This window comes from Mycobacterium sp. FW102-FHT13B02 (assembly GCF_058790275.1).
In genome coordinates this window covers 68,885-89,830 of sequence record NZ_JBYTCM010000021.1, presented here as the reverse complement: position 1 = coordinate 89,830, position 20,946 = coordinate 68,885, and the positions used below count along the sequence as shown (strand labels likewise).

Sequence of the window (20,946 nt, the reverse complement as noted above, 5' to 3'; positions counted from 1 at the left end):
TCAGTGGGCGAGCAGGAGAATCAGTTGTGCCTGCAGCTCACCGCAGAGGAAACCGAGCGTGGCACCGAGCACGACGACGATCCACTCGTCATCCTTGAAGGCCGGGCGCAGCAGGTTCTCGAACGAGAGCGAATCAAGCAGCATCATCTTGGTGACCATGACGTTCTCCAGATCGAGGCGGTCCCGCATGTATCCCTCGATGTAGGTGGACGTTTCGGGCAGCTTGTCGATGATCGAATCGGTGATCTGCTTCTTCATGTCCACGTATTGGCGGCCGCCGACGGACTTGATGATCTTGCCCGTGAAGCCCATCTGGGTGTCGATGGTCTGGCTGATCTCGGTGGAGATGATGTCGAAGAACCGGTCTGACGACGGACCGTTCAGCATGCTCTCCATGATGGCCTGGGGCGTAAAAATCTCCCGGGCCATCAGCGCCGCATAGCCCTCGACGACCTGGGCGCGCTCGCGCTGGAAGACGCCCTGCCACTTGATGCCCAGGAAGACGTTCTTCCGCTCGAGCGGCCGGAAGATCATCTGCAGCGCAACGTAGTCCGTGAGACCACCGGTCAGCAGGCCGAACAGCGGCAGCGACCAGTGCCAGTTGGTGATGCCGAAGACGACGGCCTGGACCAGGCCGATCAGGAAGCCGAAGAGCAGGCCGGACATGATCAGGAACTTGAACGCCGGCTTGCCGATGTCCTGGAACACCGTGTTGAGCGTGACCTTGTCACGCACCAGGTTGGTGACGACCATGTGCTTGATGTCGAAGATCTGGTCGACCTGGCCGCGGAGCTTGTCGAACATCGCGGCCATCGCCACCGGGATGCGCTTCTCGACGTTCTTGACGACGACGTCCTTGATCTGGTCAGGCGTGGCGCGCCAGATCTGCGACTGGAACGACATCATGATGGTGTCGACCATTTCCGCGGAGGTCTGTCGGAGCGGTTCGGCGAGCTCTTTGACCAGTTCGTTCGGGTCGATCTTGTCGAACATCTCCTCGGGTTTGAGAATCTCCGAGGTCAGCGAATCCACTGCCACCGCTGCCATTTTCGGTGCGCGCTTGGGAATCTGACCCTGCCAGCCGAGGTAAGGCGGGATGCCCTTGAACTCAACGGGGTAGAACATCATCTTCAGGGCCATGATCTTGGTGATCCAGCCGACGAACGCGGCGCCCAACGGGATGGTGACGTACACCCACCACGGGTAGGCGAACGCATTGGCCAAGAGATGCTCCACCTGGCTGTCTCCCATCAGTCGCGTCCGGTGAATGGCTCGACTACGTTAACCGGCGACCCGTGGGTGAAGACTAATGGGCACGTTAAATCCGCAACGAGGGATCGCGTATTTTGCTCAGTTGACCAAACGGCGCCACGAATCGTCCACAATGCGACCCTTATCTACGCATGACAACGGCCGCAAGCGGACTACCGAGCGATGGCGCTGCTAGTCGAAGACCGTCGTGCCGTTTGCTGTGTCGTACCCGATGTAGATCGAGTTCGTCAGGAACGGCTGCGCCCCGGTGTTCATCAGTGATGCGTTGTAGGCATCGGTGGTGGCCACCGGTGAGTTCGTCGACGTCGTCTTGTAGGTGTAGAGCAGGTTGCCGCTGCTGTCGTACACCGCGATGACGGTGCCGTCGGCCAGGCCGGAACCGGCAATGGTCGACGGCAGGGTGCCGGTGACACCGCCCGAGTCGATGAGCAGGTTTATCGGGGTGTTCGTCCCGTTCACGGTGACCGAACCGATGACGTTCGGCGAGCCCGACGTCGTGACCCGGGCAGGCAGCGGGTTGGGGCCGAACTGCAGTGTCCCGGCGCGTTCGTCGATGTAGATGCCGTTCTTCAGGTCGCCCGGCAGCGCGGTGGTCACCAGGCTGGGCCCCGGTCCGACCGCGTTGGTCCCGATACCGAGGACGCCGACGACACCATCGGCCGACAGGAAGTTGTTGAAGGCTGTCTGCTGCGTCGGGTCGGTGATGATGTCGACGGTGGTGGACGCGGTGACGATGCCGTTCCCGAAGTCGACCGGGGTGTTGTACTCGCTGTAGTTGTAGGTCAAACCGCCGCTGTAGGCGCCGGTGCCGCTGCCGACGGCGTTGCCGAGGCCCGTCGCCCCGACGTTGTTACCGCTGATGACCAGGCCCGACGAGCCGGTGTCGACCAAGACCGGCACCTTCTGACCGCCGTTCACCGAGATGTACACGATGGGCTCGGTGCCGGCATACATGGTCAGCGGAACCGACCCGTAGACCCGGCCGTTGACGGCGGCCTGGGAAATCAGGGACTTGACGGCCGCATCGCTGGTGCCGGAGTTCGCGGCGCCCAGTGCCCCCACGGCATAGCCGGGCAGCGCCTCATTCCAGTTCAGGGCGGCGAGGGCGAAGCCGCCCAGCCAGCCGTTGGCGTTGCTCTGGTAGAACGACATCGCGCCCGGATTGCCATTGAGGTACGAGCTCAGCTCCCAGCTGGCGATCGACAGCTGGAACTGCGTGCCCGCGGCGGCGAAGCCCGCCCACCAGTTGCCTTTACCCCACGTGTCCGCGTTCAGCTGCGCCTGCGCGGCCGAGATTTCCTGCAGCGCGGTCTGTACGTACTGCGTCGTCGTCTCGGTCTGACCCGGCTGCCAGGTTGTGGTGGGAGCCGGCGTGAGAGCTGTTGCAGGAGTGGGGGTTCCGGGCGTGGCGAGCAGGCCTTTCAGGGTCTGGCTGGTGCCGACGGCCGCGGCGGCGAGGGTCTGCTCGGTGCCCAGGGTGGCAGTGCCCAGAGCCTGGCCGATGGCGGCGAACACGGACAGGATTCCCGAGATACCGGTGCCGGTCGACGGTGTCTTCGTCGTGCTCGTGGTGTTCGTCGTGTTCGTCGTGGTGCCCGCGGTGGACGTCACGGCAGCCGCGGATACCGGGGCGGTGGTGACGGTGGGCGTGACGGCCGGTGTGGCGGCAGGCGTGATGCTCGGCAGCGGAGTCGTCGGGGCGGCGACGCGCACCGCGGCGGCGTGCGGCAACGAGGGTGTCACGACTGCGGCAACCGGCTTAATGGTGGCGGCCGCTACTGTGGCTACGGCCTTGGGCGCGGGGCTGTCGTCGGTCGCCGCGACGGGGTGCTTCGGGGTGCTCTTCGGCGTCACATTGCTGACGATGGATTCCGCTGTATTGGACGGCTTTCCATGCGAGCCCGCGGCCGGCGCGTGTTCTGTTTTGGCGTCGGCTCCGGTCGCGTCGGCATCGGTCTTGTCCTTGTGCGCCGGCGTGTCCTTGTGCGCGGGCGTGCTACTGGAGTGTGCCGAGGAATCGGAATCGGGAGCCGCGCTCGCGACCGCGGCACTGCCGAGCAGCGCCGCACTCACACCGAAGGCGGCCACTCCGGTGCCCAGCCAGGTCGATACTGCCAGCGTCCGGCGCTCCGCGCGACGATGTTTGCCAGTCATTTTGGACCTTTCTACGTTCCGCCGCATGGTCCCTCGACCCGGCAACTGCAACAGTTTGCCGAATTAGGCCACAGAAGACTGTCCGCCCGAGGTAGAAGCACTGTACTGGTAGGAAACTGACAGCGACGAGTTGGTGTCGCGCAGCTTAGAGGTCGAAGACGGTCGATCCGTTCGCGGTGCCGTAGTCGATATAAATCCTGTTGTGCAGGAACGGCATTGCACCGGTGTTCATCAGCTCGGCGTTGTAGGCGTCGGAGGTCACCACCGGCGTGTACGACGACGTCGTCGTGTAGGTGTAGAGCAGGGCGCCGTTGCTGTCGTATACCGAGATGACGGTGCCGACGGGGATCGAGCTGCCCATGATCGTCTGCGGGAGGGTGCCGGTGACACCGCCGGAGTCGATCAGCAGGTTGATCGGCGTGCTCGGCCCGTTGTTGATGCGGACAGAACCGATCACATTCGGTGATCCCGATGTGGTCACGCGGGCCGGTAGGGGGTTGGGACCGAAGGTCAGCGTCCGTCCGGCTTCGTCGATGTAGATGCCGTTCTTCAAGGCGCCCGGCAGGGCGGTGGTGACCAGGCCGGGACCGGGGCCGACCGCGTTGGTGCCGACACCGAGGACGCCTACGACGCCGTTGTTCTGCAGGAACTGGGCGAAAGCGGCCTGCTGTGTCGGGTCGGTGATGATGTTGACCGAGGTCGGTGCCGTGACGATGCCGTTACCGAAGTTCACCGCGGTGTTGTAGGTGTTGTAGTTGTAGGTCAGGCCGCCGCTGTAGGCGCCGGTGCCGGTACCCACCGCGTTACCGAGGCCGGTCTGTCCGACGTTCTTGGCGTTGACCACCAGTCCGGACGAACCGGTGTCCACCAGCACCTTGATGCTGGGCCCGCCGTTCACCGAGATGTTGACGATCGGCTCGACGCCGGCGTACATGGACAGCGGGACCGAGGCGTAGATCCGGCTGTTGGTCGTGGCGTCGACGATGACGGCCTTGATGGCGGGATTGGCCGCCCAATAGCGCGCCGCCTTCAGCGCCGCGACGGCCTTACCGGGCAGCGATTCGTTAGCCTTCAGCGCGCTCAGGGCCGTCGAGCTGGTCGGGTTCGCCGCATAGTTGTCCATCAGGGTCTGCTGGTTGGCCTGGTACTTGGTGAGGTACGAGGTGGCGATGGACAGCTGATACCTCGAATACCAGGTGTCCCAGCCGGTACCCAGGAGTGCGCGCGCCTGCTGGATTTCGGCCAGCGCGGTGTTGACATATTGATCCGCGGTGCCGGTCTGGCCCGGCTGCCACGTCTCGGTGGGGGCCGGGGTGAGAGTCGCTGCGGCACTTGTCTTTTCCGTAGTAGTCGCCAGGGCGGGCGTAACGCCCAGCAGCTTGCTCACGGTGTTGGTGGTACCGACCACCGAGCTGGCGAGGGACTCCTCGGTGGCCAGCGTGGCGGCCCCGAGGGCCTGGCCGACGGCGGCGAGCACCGACAGCAGTCCGGAGATGCCGGCTGGAGCGGTCGGCGTCGCGACGCTGCTCAACGCCTTGACGGTCGTGTTGGGAATCGAAGTGATTGCGGCCGCTGATGTTTCAGCTGCGGCGACGGAGACATGCGGGGCGGTCGCAGCCGGCGGAGCCGGTGTCGACGCCGCCGCCGGTGTTGCCGACGATGAAGAGCTCGACGCGGCCTTGGTCTGGGTTTCCGTCGGCGGCTTGACCGCGACGGCGGTCTTCAGCGGGTTCTTCGTCGACGGACCGTTGGTCACCGCCTGGGCGGCGGTCGACGGCAGCTTCGCGACGGTCCCCGCTTTCGGAGCGGATGCCGGCCGGCTGTTGCTGTCGGACTTCGTGGGGCGATTGCGCGCCGGCTTTGCGTCGTTGTCGGTGTCCGCAGCCGCGTCGGCTGAGGCGCCGGTACCCGACGTGGCTTTGGTGTCGGGTGCGGTTTTGGAATCGATCGCGTCGGCCGCAGCCGCGGTGTCCTTCTTCTTGTTGCTCTTGGTGTTTTTCTGCGCCGGCGCCTTCTTGGGCGGTGCCGAATTCGATGACGAGGCGGAGGACGAATCCGAGTCGGTCGACGGCGTTGCACTCGCGATGGCGGCGCTTCCCAACAGTGCTGCGCTGACACCGACGGCGGCCACTCCGGTGCCCAGCCACGTCGACACCGCCAAGTTTCGGGGTTGCGGGCGACGGTGTGCACCAGCCATTTCGGGTCCTCCATAGTCACGCCGCGCGGCCACGAGACCCCGGCACGTCAACCGCCGCTGCGGCATTGCCGCGTAGCAGTGTGGCAGACCGGCGTCGCGCCGCAGTACGCACAGGAAATTAACAGCTTCGAACGAATGCCGCAGTGCTTCCGGCAAAGTGTTTGCCATAGCCGTCAATAGTTTCCGGCCACTCACCAGTTGTGGCTGCCGCACTGGGCACCTTCGCCTCACCCCGGCGGGACAGGCCCGGTGAGGTGGTTCGGGCAAATCGGCCGCGGGCTAACATCCCCCGACGTAAGTTGAGGTCGCAGCACACGGTTGCTGCCGAGGCATGCATTCGAGGGGGCTGTCGTGGCTGGGCTCATCGGCACATTGGGACGTCGGGTAGCCGTTCGAGCGTTGACCGCGTTGATTCCGTTGGCGGTGGTGTGCGCGTATGCGGCGCAGTTGGTGCAGCCGGTCGTCCACACGGCGGTGACGCCAACTTCGGAGATCGTCTCCGCGCCGTCGACCATCGGCATGGCCGACTCCAGCCTGTACGGCATGTCGCAGCAGGACATCGACACCACTCTCGACATGCTGCAGACCATGGGCGTCCAAGACGTCCGGGTCTACATCCCTTGGGTGTACACGCAGCCGCTGCCCAACCAGTACAACTGGGCGCCGATCGACGCGATCATGAACGCGGCCAAGGCCCGCAACATGGGCGTGCTCGCCATGGTCAACAGCACGCCCGTGTGGGCCGGAACCGCCGGAAACTTCCCCGGCGCAAAGACTCCCGACCCTGTCGCCTACGCGAACTTCATGAGTCAGGTCGCCACCCGGTACGGCAAAACGATCTCGGCCTACGAGGTGTGGAACGAAGTCAACTGCGTCTGCTTCTACGACCCGGTCTCACCGTCGAGCTACGCCGACCTGCTGAAGGCCGCGTATCCGGCCATCAAAGCCGCCGATCCGTCGGCCACGGTCATCGCGGCCGGGCTCGGCAGTGTCTTCACGGTCAACGGAGTCACCATGAATCCGGTGGACTACATCAACGCGATGTACGCCGCCAGCGCGCAAGGCTACTTCGACGCGTTGGCGTTTCATCCCTACCACGAGACGTTGATGTTCTCCGACGGCGCGGGTGTGCCGCTCTCGCCGCTGACCCAGATTCAGAAGATCTACGACCTCATGGTGGCCAACGGTGACGCCGCCAAGAAGATCTGGATCACCGAGTACGGGGTGCCGACCAACAACGTCAGCGAGCAGACGCAAGCCGAATTCATCAAGAACCTCATCGACACCTGGCAGACCATGTCGTTCGGCGGGCCGCTCTTCATCTACACGACCCGTGACGACCAGCCCGGCAGCGGAAAGTTCGGTGTCTTCTACGCGGACTGGATCCCCAAGGAAGCCGCTTTCGTCATCGCAGAGGAAATCCTGCGGCTCAATGGCGTCGGGGGTGTCGAGGGCATCGGAGCGCGAATCCTGGCCGCGGTACGGCTGGCGGTGGGGGCTGTCGTGGACGTCATCGCCAAGGTCGGGCAGGCTGTCGTGAAGGTCGTTGACGCCGCGTGGACCGCCTTTGTCAATGTCACCAAGGCGGTGACGCAGGCAGTGGTGAACACGGTCAAATGGGTGACCAACGCCGTAGTACAAGGGGTGAAGTGGGTGGCCAACACCGCGGTCGACGTGACGAAGGCCGTGATCGCGGGCATCTCGAACGTGATCCAGAAGATCGGCGACATCATTCGGCCCCCGGCCGCAGCGGTGACTCCGACCGCGGCGCTGAAAGCGGTGGCGGCAATGAAAACGGTTGCGGTGGAGCTGGACTCGCCCACGCCGACCGCTGCGACCAAGTCGGAGCCCGTTGCTGGCGCGGCCGGCCTGAAGATCGCGCCCGCCAAGGGCGCCGAAGTGAAGGGCGCCGACGCCCCGGCCGTGGTGAAGGAACCGGTCAAGGAGCCGACGAGGGAAACCGCGACCGAGCCCGAGGTGAAGTCCACGGACGAGCAGAAGTTGCCAAACGTGGACCCCGAGGCGAAGACGCCGGGGACCAAGGACGCCGGCAAGTCTGACTCTGACGGCAAAAAGACTGCGGATAAAAAGGATTCGAAGGACCCGAAGAATTCGACGTCGGACACCCCGAAGGGCGACGAGGGCGCCAAGGGCGCCAAGCCCGGCCAGCACAAGGACGGCGACGAGAAGCCGGCGAACGGCCGGGCGCCCGACGGCACGCCCAAGGGGAAAGCGCCGAAGCCTCAGCCGAAGCCCCAGGCCAAGCCGAAACCGCAGCCGGCGACGGCGACGGCCGCCACGGGCGACTCTGCTCCGGGCGCCAAGGCCGAACAGAACTGAGCCCCGACTGGGCCACTCGCAGGTAGGTTTCGGCTCAGCGCGATTCAATCCGGGTGAACCGAAGCAATTGCGCCCCGTCGACCTGCATCTTCGGTAATTGACGTCGCTGTACCCCAATCCTGTTGCGTTGACAGCAAACTGGTGCCTTCCTAACGTCCGGGCCAAGCTCGACAACGGAAGACACTGGGAGGCAGCTTGTGGCGCAACCGCTTCAGTCGCCTTCGCGCGCCTCCGCGCCGTGGGCGCGACCCGCAGTGGCGGTCGGCGACTTCATCGTCCTCAGCGGCGAGACGTGCGCCGCCATGCTGCGCCCGCCGTATGCCTGGCGTGAACTGATCGAGCAGATCTGGTTCGTCGCCCGGGTCTCTGTCGTACCCACCGTGGTCCTGTCGATTCCCTATACGGTGCTGATCGTCTTCACACTCAACATCGTGCTGATCGAGGTCGGCGCCGGCGATCTGTCCGGTGCCGGCGCTGCGCTGGCGTCGGTGACGCAGGTGGGGCCCGTGGTGACCGCGATCGTCGTGGCCGGTGCCGGCTCGACCGCGATGTGTGCCGACCTCGGCGCGCGGACCATCCGCGAAGAAATCGACGCCATGAAAGTCATTGGCGTCAACCCCATTCCGGCGCTCGTCGTGCCGCGCGTTCTTGCCGCAACCTTCGTCGCCGCGATGCTCTATTCGATGGTGGCCGTCGTCGGCCTGGCCGGCAGCTACTTCTTCGTCGTCTATATCCAGCACGTGACCCCCGGTGCGTTCATCGCCGGGATGACGCTGCTGACCGGCCTGCCGCAGGTGATCGTTTCGCTGGTCAAGGCGTTGCTGTTCGGTCTGTCGGCCGGACTCATCGCGTGCTACAAGGGGCTGTCAGTCGGGGGTGGTCCGACGGCCGTCGGCAATGCCGTCAACGAGACCGTGGTCTTCTCCTTCATGGCGCTGTTCCTGATCAACATCCTGGCGACGGCATTCGGCGTGAAAGTTGCGCCATGACAACGGATGTGGATGCCGACCGCCCCGCCCCCCTCGGCGAACTGGCAGACCAGGCAGTTGCGGCGACCCGACGGTTGGGGGAGCAGACGGCCTTCTACGGCAGCGCTTTGGCTGCCACGGCGGACGCCGTCCGACGGTATCCCGGCGAGGTGCTTCGCCTCATCGCGGTCATGGGCATGGGCACCGGGGCACTCGCGGTCATCGGCGGCACCGTGGTCATCGTCGGGTTCCTCACGCTGTCCACCGGCGCTCTCATCGCGGTCCAGGGTTACAACACGTTGTCGAACGTCGGAATCGAAGCCCTGACGGGCTTCCTGGGGGCCTTCCTCAATGTGCGCTTCATCGCCCCGGCCACGGCCGGGGTGGCACTCGCCGCCACCATCGGTGCCGGCGCGACGGCGCAACTCGGGGCCATGCGCATCAACGAGGAGATCGACGCCCTGGAGGTGATGGGCATCCGGGTGGTCACCTACCTCGCGGCGACCCGGATCGTCGCCGGCGTGGTGGCCGTTATCCCGATCTACACCGTCGCCGTGTTGATGTCCTTCCTGGCCACCCGGTTCGGAACGACGATCATCTACGGCCAGTCGCGCGGCGTCTACGACCACTACTTCACGACATTCCTGCACCCGAACGATCTCGCCTGGTCCTTCTTCGAAGCGCTTGCCATGGCTGCCGCGGTGATGGCGGTGCACACCTACTACGGCTTCACCGCGACGGGCGGACCGGCCGGTGTCGGCGAGGCCGTCGGCCGCGCGGTGCGTACCTCGATCACCGCCGGCGTGTTCATCCTGCTCACCATCACGCTGTCCGTCTACGGGCAGTCCGGCAACTTCCACCTGGCGGGCTGACCTCCGATGGCCAAGGGAACCAACGGAACTCGGCGTGCGCAGATCGACCCGATCTGGTGGGCGCCGGTACTCGTGCTGGCGGTCGTCGTCATGACCGCGATGACGTGGCTGTTCTTCTCCGGATCGCTCAAGGGATTTGTGCCTCTGACCCTGGTGTCCGACCGGGCCGGCCTGGTGATGGAAGACGGCGCCAAGGTGAAACTCCGCGGCGTACAGATCGGCGAAGTGGAATCCATCGGCAGCCGGACAGATACTGCGGGACACGTGCTTTCGACGCTGAAACTGCGGATGTATCCGGGACCCTTCGCACAACTGCCCGGCAATGTCGAAGCCCAGATCAGGTCCAGCACCGCATTCGGCGCCAAGTATGTCGAACTCAACGTGCCTGCGGCCGGCCCCGGTGCGGGCCACCTCCGGTCAGGAGCGGTGCTGCAGTCGAAGAACGTCACCGTCGAGGTCAACACCGTGTTCGAGAACCTGCAGTCTGTGGTCCAGGTCATCGACCCGACGAAGCTCAACTCGGTGCTGTCGGCGGTGGCCGAATCGCTACGGGGCAAGGGTGAAGTCATCGGCCAGGCCATCACCGATGCGAACCAGGTGCTGCTGGCCGTGAATCCGCGCATGGACACCGTGCGCAAGGACTGGCAGTTGTTCGGTCAGACCGCTCAGGCGTATTCGACTGCGGCGCCGGACATCGTGTCCACCCTGGATTCGTTCTCGACCACCGCCACCACCATCGCCGGCCAGTCGAAAGAACTGGACGGTCTGCTGTTGTCCGCGGTCGGCTTTTCCCAGGCGGGCATCGACACCATCGGCGCCAACCAGACCACCCTGGTGCGGGCGATGGAACTGCTCAGACCGACCACCGCGCTGCTCGACACGTATTCGCCGACGTACACCTGCCTGTTCCAGGGCGCCCAGTGGTTCTTGGAGCACGGTGGCCGATATGCCATGGGCGGCAACGGAAAATCGGTGATCATGGATGCCGCGCTGCTGGCCGGCGCCGACCCCTACCGGTTCCCCGACAATCTTCCTGTCGTCAACGCCAGTGGCGGACCCGGCGGCAAGCCGAGCTGCGGTTCGTTGCCCGACGTCAGCAAGAACTTTCCGGTCAAGTATCTGGTGACCGATACCGGCTTCGGTGACGGACTGGACATGCGGCCCAACCCGGGCATCGGCTTCCCCGGCTTCGCCAACTACTTCCCGGTGACCAAGCCGCAACCGGAACCGCCGCGGATTCGGTACCCGGGTGGCCCGGCGCCGGGGCTGCCCGGTGTCGACATGGGCGAGCCCCAGCCTGCTCCGGGGACACCATGAGAAGCCGGATCCGCGGGACCGCAACCCGTGTCGTCGTCTTCATCGTGGTCAGCCTGCTCTTCATGTTCGGGCTGCTGACGGTGTTTGGGCAGTTCCGGTTCGATTCGCGGGCCTCTTACCAAGCGGTGTTCAGCAACGTATCGGGGCTGAAGGGCGGCAACTTCGTCCGCATCGCCGGCGTGGAGGTCGGCAAGGTCGAGAGCCTCAACCTGCACAAAGACGGCACCGTCACCATCGACTTCGCGATCGACAGGCAACTGACGCTCACCGAAGGCACCACGGCGACCATCCGTTACGAGAACCTGATCGGTGACCGCTACCTGGCGCTCGACGAAGGCCCCGGATCGGTGCGCAAACTCCTTCCGGGCCAGACGATCCCGTTGTCCAGGACGTCGCCCGCCCTCGACGTCGATGCGCTCATCGGCGGCTTCCGTCCGTTGTTCCGCGCGCTCGATCCGGACCAGGTCAATGCGCTGAGCGGTGAGCTGCTCCGAGTGTTCCAGGGCCAGGGCAGCACCATCTCTTCGGTGCTGGCGCAGACCTCCGCGCTCACGACGACGTTGGCCGGGCGCGATCAGCTCATCGGTGAGGTCATCACCAACCTCAACACGGTGCTGGGGACTTTCGCGGCCCGCGACACGCAGTTCGCCGACGGCTTGGACAAGCTGTCACAACTCGTCCAGGGGCTGGCCGAGCGCAAGTCAGATATCGCCACTGGGGTGGCGAACATCGATACCGCGGCACGGTCGGTCGCCGACCTGCTCGCCGTAGCCCGCGAACCGATCAAACAGACTGTGCAGCAGACGGACCGGGTCTCAGGACAGATCATGGCGGATCACGACTATGTCGACGACCTGGTGAAGACCCTGCCCGACGCGTACCAGATCCTGTCCCGCAACGGTTTGTACGGCGACTACTTCGGCTTCTACCTCTGCGACGCGCTGCTCAAGCTCAACGGAAAAGGCGGCCAACCCGTGTACGTCAAGGTCGCCGGCCAGGATTCTGGGCGGTGCACGCCGAAATGACTCGAAAGACATGGAAAATCAAGCCACTTGCCGAACGTAACCGCGTGGCAGTGGGCGCGACCGGCATCGTGCTGATCGTCGCCGTCGTCGTCGCCGCGTTCAGCTACGACAAAATCCCATTCATCAAGGGTACGTCCGACTATCAGGCGTATTTCGCCGACGCCGGCGGCATCAAGACAGGCAGCGACGTGCGAGTCTCGGGGCTGGGCGTCGGACGTGTCTCGGGAATTCACCTGGCGGCCAACAAGGTTCTGGTGGACTTCACGGTGCGCGACGGCGTCGAACTGGGCGACCGCACCGAGGCCGCCATCAAGACCGAAACCGTGCTCGGTACAAAAGTGCTAGAGCTGACGCCGCGCGGCGAACGAAACCTGAACGGTCCCATCCCGATTGAACGCACCACCTCTCCCTACGACCTACCGGCGGCGCTGGGTGACCTGACGACCACCATCAGCGGCCTGGACACGACCCAGCTGTCCTCGGCGCTCAAGACTCTGGCACAGACATTCCAGAACACCCCGCCAGACCTGAAGCTGGCGCTGGAGGGCGTGGCGCGGTTCTCCGACACGCTCGGGACCCGCGACGCGAAGCTCCGCCAGCTGCTCGCCGACGCCAACAAAGTGACGTCGGTGCTGGCCAAGCGCAGCGACCAGATCGCGCGGTTGGTAGTGAACACCGATGCGCTGTTGGGCGAGATTCTTTCGCAACGCAATTCGGTCGAGACGCTGATGGCCAATATCAGCGCCGCCACCGTGCAGCTTTCGGGGCTGGTCAACGACAATCGGACGCAACTCAAACCGGCCGTCGACAAGCTCAATGGCGTACTGGGCATCCTCGACAACCGTAAGAAGGAGCTGCAGCGCACGCTGTACCTGCTGCGCCGGTACGCCATGTCGTTCGGCGAAGTGCTGGGCGCCGGGCCGTTCTTCAAGGCGTCACTGGTCAACCTGTTCCCCGGACAGTTCGATCAGCCATTCGTCGACGCTGCGTTCTCCGATCTGGGGCTGGATCCGAACGTCCTGCTGCCGTCGCAGCTGACCGAACCCGGTGCCGGACAGCCCGGTACTCCGCCACTGCCGTCGCCGTACCCGCGCACGGGCCAGGGCGGACCGCCGAATCTGACACTGCCGGATGCGATCACCGGCAATCCGGGAGATCCGCGCTATCCCTATCGCGAGCCACTGCCCGCACCCGCGCCGGGCGGTCCGGCGCCCGGGCCGCCGGCCCAGGGGCCGGCGCCGGGTGAGGTGCCCGCGCCGACGGTCCCACCCCCGACGCCGCTGCCGCCGTCGAGCAACTCGCCCAGCGGTTCGCCGGGTGTCGTTTCGGATCCGGTTTCCCCGGTGGGAGGGAGGTGACCATGGCAGTCGAACTCGGTACGAAAGATGCGCGCGGCCGGCGGATTTGGCGAGTTGTCATCGCGGTGAGCCTGGCCGTCATCCTCGCCGTCGCAGCCACCGGACTGGCCCGATCCTGGTGGGTCACCGCGCTCCGGAGCACCTACGTCGCGTACTTCGCCAACACCAACGGCCTGTACACCGGCGACGACATCCGGATACTGGGCGTCACCGTCGGCACGGTCGAGAAGATCGAACCACAACCGCGTGCCGCCAAGGTCACCTTCTCCGTGGATTCGCAATACGCGCTGCCCGCTGACGTCCGTGCCGCGATCCTGTCGCCGTCATTGGTCAGTGCGCGGGCAATCCAGCTGGTGCCCGCCTACACCAGCGGCCCGAAGCTTGCCGCCGGCGCCACGATCGCACTGGACCGCACTGTGGTGCCTGTCGAGTGGGACGACTTCCGCCAACAACTCGAGAAACTGACCGACTCGCTGCAGCCGACCAGCCCCGGCGGCCCCAGTGCAGTAGGCGAATTCATCAACAGCGCCGCGGACAACCTGCGCGGTCAGGGCGATACCGCGCGCGAAACCGTGATCAAGCTGTCCCGGGCGATGTCGGCCCTCGGCGACCACAGCACCGACATCTTCAGTACCGTCCGGAACCTGCAGATGCTGGTGTCCGCATTGTCGTCGAGCAGCGACCTGCTCGCGGCCTTCAACACCAACATGGCAGCCATCACCACCACGCTGTCGAGCACGCCGAACAACATCGCCGACGCCACCCGCAACCTGGACACCGCGGTCAAGGACCTGCGCGGCTTCAACGCCGAGAATCGCGAAGGGCTGGGGGCCGCCTTCGACCGTCTGGGCGCGATCACCACGGCGCTCAACGACAGCCGTACCGATCTCAAACAGGTCCTGCACATCGCGCCGACGGTGTTCCAGAATTTCACCAACATCTACGACCCCGCGCAGAGCGCGATCACCGGCATCCTGGCACCGGTCAACTTCGCCGACACCGTGCAATTCCTCTGTGGCGCCATTCAGTCCGCTGCGCGGGAGAACTTCGCCCAGTCCGCCAAGCTCTGCGTCCAGTACCTCGCCCCGATCATCAAAAACCGGCAGTACAACTTCCTGCCGATCGGTGGCAACCCGTTCGTCGGTGCAACAGCCCGGCCCAACGAGGTCACCTACAGCGAGCCGCGACTGCGGCCGGGCGGCGCGCCGGCGCAGGACGCCCCGGCGCCGGGACCGCTGCCGGCAGAAGCGCCGGCGGCGAAACCGACCGACCCGAGCCAGGGGCTGGCAGGGCTCATGGTCCCGCCGCAAGGGACGCAGCCATGAAGCGCCTCATGGCCGCGACGATCATCGTCGTCAGCGTGCTGGCGCTGCCGGGATGCCAATGGCGGGGCCTGAATTCGCTGACCCTGCCTGGGACCGTCGGCGACGGACCGGGCTCGTATGTGATCCAGGCGCAGCTGCCCGACGTCGTGGTGATCCAGCAGAACACCCGGGTGCGGGTCGGCGACGTCAACGTCGGCAACGTCACCAGGATCGAGGTGCAGGACTGGCACGCGCTGGTGACCATGCGGATCAACGGCGATGTCCATCTGCCCGCCAACAGCACCGCCAAGGTCGGGCAGACCAGTCTGCTGGGGTCGATGCACATCGAGCTGCGCCCGCCGACAAATGAAGCGCCGCAGGGCCAACTCGGCAATGGCTCGGTGATCCCACTGTCGCGTGCTGCCACGTACCCGACGACCGAACAGGCTCTCGCGTCGGCGTCGATCCTCCTCAATGGCGGTGGGCTGGCCCAGCTCCAGGAGATCAACCAGACCTTCGCGAAGGCGTTGGCAGGGCGCGAGAACGACATGCGCAGCCTACTGACCCAGTTCGACACATTCATCTCCCGGCTCAACGCCCAGACCGACGACATCATCTCCGCCACAGAGAATTTGAATTCCCTCGTGGGTCAGTTCGCGGCGAATCAGCGCACCGTCGACAAGGCGCTCACCACCATCCCGCAGGCGCTGGCGGTGCTGGCTGAGCAGCGCACGAAGCTGGCCGACGCGATCGACGCCGTCGGGCGATTCAGCGCGGTCGCGTCGTCGACGGTGCAGCAGACCAAGGAGAGCCTCGTCGCGAACCTGCGGAACATGGTGCCCGTGCTGCGGTCACTGGCCGATTCGGGGCCGGCGCTGACCAAGGGCCTCGACTTTCTGACGACCTACCCGTGGGTGAAGAGCAATCTCGGCAACTGGTTTCGGGGAGACTTCGCCAACATCACGATGATCATCGACCTGACGTTGAGCAGGCTCGACAGCAGTCTGTTCACCGGAACCCGCTGGGAGGGCAATCTTACCGAACTGGAGATGCAGTGGGGCCGCACCATCGGCCAGATGCCCAGCCCGTACACCGCGGGCAATCCACTGATCGCTCCCTACCATTTCGGGGGGTACTGACATGGTGCGTCTGCGCTTGTCCCGAACCGTTTGGATCCAGCTGGCAATCCTCGGCGCCGTCACCGTAATTGCCTGCAGTGTCATGGCATTCGGCTTCGTGCACGTGCCTACCCTGCTCGGATTCGGTCGTTACACCGTGACGGTCGAGCTGCCCGAATCCGGTGGGCTGTACCCGACGTCGGTGGTCACCTACCGTGGCACGGAGATCGGCCGAGTCGGCGCGGTCGATGTCACGGCGGGCGGAGTCCGTGCGGAACTGAACCTCGACTCCTCGATCAAGGTGCCCGCCGACGTGTCGGCCGCCGTCCACAGCCGCTCGGCTGTCGGTGAACAGTTCATCGAATTGATCCCCGCCCCAGGCCAATCCGATGCCGGTCAGGCACTGCACGGGGGCGCGACCATCCCGGTGACCAAGGTGCAGCTTCCGGCCGACATCGGCAACCTGCTCGATGCCACCAACAGGGCGCTGGAAGCCATCCCGCAAGAGAATCTGCGCACCGTCGTCGATGAAGCCGACAAAGCGGTGAGCGGACTGGGCCCCGAGTTGTCTCGCATCGTCAACGGGTCCGCGTCATTGGCCATCGAGGCGGGCAAGAACGTCGACCCGATCACGCAGTTGATCGACCAGAGCCCCGCGGTGTTGAACTCCCAAGTGCAGACCGCGGATTCCATCGCGACCTGGGCGCAGCGGCTCGCCTCCATCACCGGCCAGTTCAAGGCCCAGGATGCGGCTTTCGCCGAATTGCTCAAGCTTGGAGCACCGGCTCTCGACGAGGGCCGGGCCCTGTTCGACCGGTTCGCCCCCGCATTGCCGGTGCTGCTGGCCAACATGGTCAGCCTGGGTGAAATCGCCGTTGTCTATCGGCACGACATCGAGCAACTACTGGTGTTGTTCCCACAGGGCACCGCGTTGATGTCGGCCATCGCGCTCGCTGATTCAGACCTGAAGACCCCCTATCGGGGTATCTATCTGGACTTCAAGCTCAACATGAATCTGCCGCCGCCGTGCAATACCGGTTTCTTGCCCATCAAGCAGCAACGGATACCCACCGAAGTGGACTATCCCGAGCGGCCGGCTGGTGAGCTGTACTGCCGCGTGCCGCAGGATTCCGATCTGAATGTTCGTGGCGTGCGGAATATTCCGTGCGAGAACAATCCCGCCAAGCGGGCACCGACCGTTGAACTCTGCGAGAGCAATGAGCAGTACGTACCTCTCAATGACGGATATGTCTGGAAGGGCGATCCCAACGCGACCCTGACGGGACAGGGCGTCCCGCAGTACGCGCCGGGCAGCGATCCACGACAGCGCCCTGCTGCTGCGCCGGGACCGGCGCCCCCGATGCCGCCGGTGGCCGTGGTGCCCTACGACCCCGCAACGGGCGGCTACGTGGGTCCGGACGGCAAGCCGTACACCGACTCCGACCTGGCCGCCACCACGAAAGGCAAGACATGGCAGAGCATGCTGACTCAGAACAACTAGACGGAATTGTCAATCCCGGCGACACTCTCGTCGACTCGACCACGGAATCGAAACCGTCGCTCCGGCAACGGCTACCGCGGGTCGCGCCGGTGGTTGCGCTAGGGCTGCTGCTCGTCGCCACCGTCGGTGTTCTCGCGGGCTGGCTGGGTTTCCGTGCGCACGCGGCCCAGCAGCAGCAGGCGCTGCGAAGCCTATACGTGCAGACCGCCCGCCAGGCAGCGCTGAACCTCACGACCATCAGCTACACCGAGGCGGACGCCGACATCCGGCGGATACTCGATTCGACGACCGGCGCATTCCGCGACGACTTCCAGCGCCGAGCGGAGCCGTTCGTCGCCGTGGTGAAGCAGGCCCGATCGAAATCCGAGGGCACGGTCACCGAAGCCGGCCTCGAGTCGGTGAACGGCGATGGGGCGCAGGTGCTTCTCGCGGTATCGGTGCGGACATCGTTGGCCGAGGCGCCGGCCGGCCCACCGCGAAACTGGCGCATGCGGATCAGTGTCGCGAAAGACGGCGCAGGCGCGAGAATCTCCAACGTCCAGTTCGTGTCGTGAGTAGACCGGACGGCCAGGACAACGTGAAGGACCAATCATGACAGTGGATGTCGAAGAATGCATCGTCTCGCTCGATGAGATAGCGGTCGTTGAGGCGGAACCAGCAGTAGCCCAGACTGATTCACGGAGGCCGTGGGCTCGGTGGGCCGGCGCGGCACTGGCAACCGCGGCGATGCTGCTTGCCGTCGCCGCGGGATACCTCAAATGGGAGGATGGCTCGGTGCGGCTGGCAGAAGGCGCGGCCGCCGACTCGGTGCGGGCCGCCAGTGACGGCACCGTCGCCATGCTCTCCTATCGCCCTGAAACCGTTGACACCGAACTCCAAGCCGCTGCAGACCGGCTGACGGGAGGTTTCCGTGGTGAGTACACCAAGTTGGTCGACACCGTCGTAGCGCCCGGGGCCAAGCAGAAACACATCTCCGCGGTGGCGACCGTGCCCGACGCCGCCACGGTGTCGGCTACCGAAAACCACGCCGTGGTACTGGTTTTCGTCGACCAGACCACCACCGTCGGTACGGATGCGCCCACCGGCTCGACGTCGACCGTGCGGGTGACTCTCGACAAGGTGCACGATCGATGGCTGATCTCACAGTTCGACCCGGTGTGAGGCGGGGGTTGCTGACGTTGCTCGCCACGTCAGTTGGGTTCGGATGGACGGTCGCGGTGGTTCATGCCGATCCGGTGACCTACGTCAACAGCGTGAACGCTCGTCCCGGTATCAACTTCCCGAGCAGTGACGCGGCCGTCGCCTACGGGCGCGGCGTGTGCGACAAGATCGCCGCGGGCCGCAGCTACGAGCAGATCATCGGTGATATCGAGATCGGGGTCACCTACGGCGACGAAGGCCGGGCCAATTACCTTGTCGGACAGGTCATCAACGAACTGTGCCCCGAACTGATCGGGCCGCTGCGCAACTCTGCGGCCAACTACCGTCCGGGGGCACAGTGAGTACCCGATTGGCCTGGATGACGCTGGTCCTCTTCGGCGGTGGTCTCGCGCTGCCTACGGTCGCCCATGCTGACAACTCCCGCCTGAACAACAGCGTGGTCGCCAACGTCTACACCATTCAGCATCAGGCGGGGTGCACGAACGACGTCGCAATCAGTCCACAGCTGCGGGTCGCCGCGCAGTGGCATGCGAACGACGTGCTGAACAACCGCGATCTGGACGGCGACCTCGGTTCGGACGGGTCGACGCCGCAGGCTCGGGCCCAGGCGGCGGGTTTCCGGGGCAAGGTGTTTCAGACAGTGGCGATCAACCGGTCGATCGCGATCAACAATCTGGATGTGCTCAATCAGTGGTACTACGACCCGCCGACCTACGCCATCATGGCCAACTGCGCCAACACCGTCATGGGCGTGTGGTCGGAGAACAGCCCGGATCGATCGGTCGTCGTTGCGGTGTACGGTCAGCCGGGTGCGTAGAGGCTGACCGCCTGGGTCTTGCCCTTGAGGGGGACTGCCGGTCTCGCCACGGTGTTCGCGCGCGCCGCCGGGCTCAACAGCTCCCAGGTGTGCTGGCTCAGCAGGATCGTGTCTCCGGTCTGCCGCGTCGCCGATTCCACGCGTGCGGCGACATTCACCGGATCGCCGATGACCGTGAAGTCGAACCGTCCGGAGCCACCGAGATTGCCGGCCACGACGGTGCCTGAATTCAAGCCGATCCCGACTTCGGGATCACCGTCGCGGTCGTGCAGCGCCGCGGCGATCTCGCAGGCTGCCGTCAACGCCCGGTCCGCGTGGTCCGAACAGCGCTGTGGCACACCGAAAACCGCGAGCAGGCCGTCTCCGATGAACTTGTCCACGTAGCCGCCGTGCTTGCCGACGATCGGCACCACCGCGGCGAACAACCGGTTCAGCATGGCGACCACGTCCCGGGCCGGGTGCTGTTCGGAGTAGCCGGTGAATCCGCGGACGTCCATGAACAGCGCGGTGATCTCTGCTTCCTCACCCTGAGCCAAGCGACCGTCGCCGTCGGCGAGAATGTGCTCCACGATGGCGGCATCGTGGTAGGTGACGAACGCTGTCCGAATGCGTTCTCGCTCCGCCAGGCCTTCGGTCATCGCGTTGAATCCCTTGGCCAGCAAGCCGATTTCATCGGTACTGGTGATCGGGACCCGGACGGTGAAGTCACCGTCACCGATGCGGTCGGCGGCTCGACGCAGGTCGCGCAGTGGCTCGGTCACCGATCGGGTGACCAGGAGCAGCAGCGGCGAGGCGACGGTCACCGAAATGATCAGCGACAAGCCGACGCCGATGGCGAGGGTGCCGATGGTGTGCGGCCCGACGATTCCCGCGACGATGGTGCCGGCCAGCACCGCGATCAACGGAATGGTGCCGAGCAGCCGGTACGGCAATCCGACGCGAACCCGGACCGGTCCGCCGAATTCGGTGACGTGCCGGCTGATGTCGGCGAGGACGGGGCGCATCATCTGCTCGGTGAGCAGAGATCGCAACGCGAACCAGTAGAACCGGAACAGCATGGCGCCAGGGATGAACAGCAGGAACGTGATCGGCGGTAGGTGCAGCAGGCGGATCAGTACGACGATCCACAGAAAGTTCAGCCCCGCGAGAAAAACCAACGACACCGGCCGCAGCATCGGTGCCAACGGCACTTCGGCGGCGGTGCGCCACATCTCCGCAGCATCGGCGGGGTCTGGTTCGTCGAACCACTGCTGCAGCTTGCGGAGGTGCGGCGTGATCGCCGAGAACGTCACCAGGTCGTCGATCAGATAGATGGCCGCGCCGAGGCAGGTGAGGATCAACAGATCGGTGCGGGTGAGGCCGGGGGCGAACAACCGGACGAACTGCGGTCCCAGGATCGCCCACACCGACGAGGCGACGATATAGACGAGCAGGATCGCCCGCCGCTGCAAGCGGATGCCGCCGTAGCGGTACGGCCGCGCGAGCAGGCGCAGCAGTACCAGGCGGTCGGGCGGGTCAAAGGTGGTCAAGGCATCCTCCGGC

The 20,946-nt window shown here is 65.3% G+C and carries 18 protein-coding genes; 14 read left to right on the top strand and 4 right to left on the bottom strand.

What is annotated here, in order from left to right:
- From AC3WTE_RS26470 to AC3WTE_RS26460, 3 genes are all read right to left on the bottom strand, one after another.
- Positions 1 to 1,236 carry a DUF445 domain-containing protein gene (locus AC3WTE_RS26470; protein ID WP_492442335.1) on the bottom strand — a complete coding sequence of 412 codons (1,236 nt, stop codon included), beginning with the start codon at positions 1,234 to 1,236 and terminating at the stop codon, positions 1 to 3.
- Between the two features lie 207 nt (positions 1,237 to 1,443).
- On the bottom strand, positions 1,444 to 3,426 hold the full coding sequence (locus AC3WTE_RS26465; protein WP_492442333.1) for a PecA family PE domain-processing aspartic protease: 1,983 nt from the start codon (positions 3,424 to 3,426) through the stop codon (positions 1,444 to 1,446).
- Between the two features lie 145 nt (positions 3,427 to 3,571).
- Positions 3,572 to 4,957 carry a PecA family PE domain-processing aspartic protease gene (locus AC3WTE_RS26460; RefSeq protein WP_492442332.1) on the bottom strand — a complete coding sequence of 462 codons (1,386 nt, stop codon included), beginning with the start codon at positions 4,955 to 4,957 and terminating at the stop codon, positions 3,572 to 3,574.
- Here AC3WTE_RS26460 and AC3WTE_RS26455 point away from each other — a divergent pair.
- The 14 genes from AC3WTE_RS26455 to AC3WTE_RS26390 all read left to right on the top strand — a co-directional run bounded on the left by AC3WTE_RS26455 (position 4,920) and on the right by AC3WTE_RS26390 (position 19,404).
- Complete coding sequence (locus AC3WTE_RS26455) at positions 4,920 to 5,639, top strand: hypothetical protein (RefSeq protein ID WP_492442330.1); 720 nt, start codon at positions 4,920 to 4,922, stop codon at positions 5,637 to 5,639. The genes AC3WTE_RS26460 and AC3WTE_RS26455 overlap by 38 nt on opposite strands.
- A gap of 335 nt (positions 5,640 to 5,974) precedes the next feature.
- Positions 5,975 to 7,963: a glycoside hydrolase family protein gene (locus AC3WTE_RS26450; protein WP_492442328.1), complete on the top strand. Its 1,989-nt coding sequence runs from the start codon at positions 5,975 to 5,977 to the stop codon at positions 7,961 to 7,963.
- Between the two features lie 302 nt (positions 7,964 to 8,265).
- A complete protein-coding gene (locus AC3WTE_RS26445) occupies positions 8,266 to 8,952 on the top strand; it encodes an MlaE family ABC transporter permease (protein WP_234884465.1) in 687 nt (228 codons plus the stop codon).
- The gene (locus AC3WTE_RS26440; protein WP_492442326.1) at positions 8,949 to 9,803 is read left to right on the top strand and encodes an ABC transporter permease; all 855 of its coding nucleotides are present in this window, start codon (positions 8,949 to 8,951) and stop codon (positions 9,801 to 9,803) included. The genes AC3WTE_RS26445 and AC3WTE_RS26440 overlap by 4 nt, the downstream gene beginning before the upstream one ends.
- A gap of 6 nt (positions 9,804 to 9,809) precedes the next feature.
- Positions 9,810 to 11,120, top strand: a complete 1,311-nt coding sequence (locus AC3WTE_RS26435; protein ID WP_492442324.1) for an MCE family protein — start codon at positions 9,810 to 9,812, stop codon at positions 11,118 to 11,120.
- Complete coding sequence (locus AC3WTE_RS26430; RefSeq protein ID WP_492442322.1) at positions 11,117 to 12,145, top strand: MCE family protein; 1,029 nt, start codon at positions 11,117 to 11,119, stop codon at positions 12,143 to 12,145. Before AC3WTE_RS26435 ends, AC3WTE_RS26430 begins: the two co-directional genes overlap by 4 nt.
- 17 nt (positions 12,146 to 12,162) lie before the next feature.
- Entirely contained in the window at positions 12,163 to 13,503 is a 1,341-nt protein-coding gene (locus tag AC3WTE_RS26425) for an MCE family protein (RefSeq protein ID WP_492442406.1), read from the top strand.
- A 2-nt stretch (positions 13,504 to 13,505) separates the two neighbouring features.
- Positions 13,506 to 14,828 (top strand): MCE family protein, encoded by a 1,323-nt coding sequence (locus AC3WTE_RS26420; protein ID WP_492442320.1) that lies wholly within the window; start codon positions 13,506 to 13,508, stop codon positions 14,826 to 14,828.
- Complete coding sequence (locus tag AC3WTE_RS26415; RefSeq protein ID WP_492442318.1) at positions 14,825 to 15,946, top strand: MCE family protein; 1,122 nt, start codon at positions 14,825 to 14,827, stop codon at positions 15,944 to 15,946. The genes AC3WTE_RS26420 and AC3WTE_RS26415 overlap by 4 nt, the downstream gene beginning before the upstream one ends.
- A 1-nt stretch (position 15,947) precedes the next feature.
- Positions 15,948 to 17,426 (top strand): MCE family protein, encoded by a 1,479-nt coding sequence (locus tag AC3WTE_RS26410; RefSeq protein WP_492442317.1) that lies wholly within the window; start codon positions 15,948 to 15,950, stop codon positions 17,424 to 17,426.
- Positions 17,396 to 17,980 (top strand): Rv1363c family protein, encoded by a 585-nt coding sequence (locus tag AC3WTE_RS26405; protein WP_492442315.1) that lies wholly within the window; start codon positions 17,396 to 17,398, stop codon positions 17,978 to 17,980. Before AC3WTE_RS26410 ends, AC3WTE_RS26405 begins: the two co-directional genes overlap by 31 nt.
- A gap of 37 nt (positions 17,981 to 18,017) precedes the next feature.
- A complete protein-coding gene (locus AC3WTE_RS26400) occupies positions 18,018 to 18,587 on the top strand; it encodes an Rv1363c family protein (protein ID WP_492442313.1) in 570 nt (189 codons plus the stop codon).
- Positions 18,557 to 18,928 carry a DUF732 domain-containing protein gene (locus tag AC3WTE_RS26395; RefSeq protein WP_492442311.1) on the top strand — a complete coding sequence of 124 codons (372 nt, stop codon included), beginning with the start codon at positions 18,557 to 18,559 and terminating at the stop codon, positions 18,926 to 18,928. Before AC3WTE_RS26400 ends, AC3WTE_RS26395 begins: the two co-directional genes overlap by 31 nt.
- The gene (locus tag AC3WTE_RS26390) at positions 18,925 to 19,404 is read left to right on the top strand and encodes a CAP domain-containing protein (RefSeq protein WP_492442309.1); all 480 of its coding nucleotides are present in this window, start codon (positions 18,925 to 18,927) and stop codon (positions 19,402 to 19,404) included. The genes AC3WTE_RS26395 and AC3WTE_RS26390 overlap by 4 nt, the downstream gene beginning before the upstream one ends.
- Here AC3WTE_RS26390 and AC3WTE_RS26385 read toward each other — a convergent pair.
- Positions 19,389 to 20,933, bottom strand: coding sequence for an adenylate/guanylate cyclase domain-containing protein (locus AC3WTE_RS26385; protein ID WP_492442307.1), 1,545 nt, complete (start codon positions 20,931 to 20,933; stop codon positions 19,389 to 19,391). The two genes, AC3WTE_RS26390 and AC3WTE_RS26385, sit on opposite strands and share 16 nt — an antisense overlap.
- Positions 20,934 to 20,946: the final 13 nt, after the last annotated feature.

Excerpts from the sequence above, each read along its gene's own strand:
- AC3WTE_RS26430 (WP_492442322.1), top strand. The coding sequence starts at position 11,117 with ATGAGAAGCCGGATCCGCGGGACCGCAACCCGTGTCGTCGTCTTCATC.
- AC3WTE_RS26400 (WP_492442313.1), top strand. The coding sequence starts at position 18,018 with ATGACAGTGGATGTCGAAGAATGCATCGTCTCGCTCGATGAGATAGCG.
- AC3WTE_RS26405 (WP_492442315.1), top strand. The coding sequence starts at position 17,396 with ATGGCAGAGCATGCTGACTCAGAACAACTAGACGGAATTGTCAATCCC.
- AC3WTE_RS26465 (WP_492442333.1), bottom strand. The coding sequence starts at position 3,426 with ATGACTGGCAAACATCGTCGCGCGGAGCGCCGGACGCTGGCAGTATCG.
- AC3WTE_RS26415 (WP_492442318.1), top strand. The coding sequence starts at position 14,825 with ATGAAGCGCCTCATGGCCGCGACGATCATCGTCGTCAGCGTGCTGGCG.
- AC3WTE_RS26440 (WP_492442326.1), top strand. The coding sequence starts at position 8,949 with ATGACAACGGATGTGGATGCCGACCGCCCCGCCCCCCTCGGCGAACTG.
- AC3WTE_RS26395 (WP_492442311.1), top strand. The coding sequence starts at position 18,557 with ATGGCTGATCTCACAGTTCGACCCGGTGTGAGGCGGGGGTTGCTGACG.
- AC3WTE_RS26420 (WP_492442320.1), top strand. The coding sequence starts at position 13,506 with ATGGCAGTCGAACTCGGTACGAAAGATGCGCGCGGCCGGCGGATTTGG.
- AC3WTE_RS26435 (WP_492442324.1), top strand. The coding sequence starts at position 9,810 with ATGGCCAAGGGAACCAACGGAACTCGGCGTGCGCAGATCGACCCGATC.
- AC3WTE_RS26410 (WP_492442317.1), top strand. The coding sequence starts at position 15,948 with ATGGTGCGTCTGCGCTTGTCCCGAACCGTTTGGATCCAGCTGGCAATC.
- AC3WTE_RS26455 (WP_492442330.1), top strand. The coding sequence starts at position 4,920 with ATGCCGGCTGGAGCGGTCGGCGTCGCGACGCTGCTCAACGCCTTGACG.
- AC3WTE_RS26445 (WP_234884465.1), top strand. The coding sequence starts at position 8,266 with ATGCTGCGCCCGCCGTATGCCTGGCGTGAACTGATCGAGCAGATCTGG.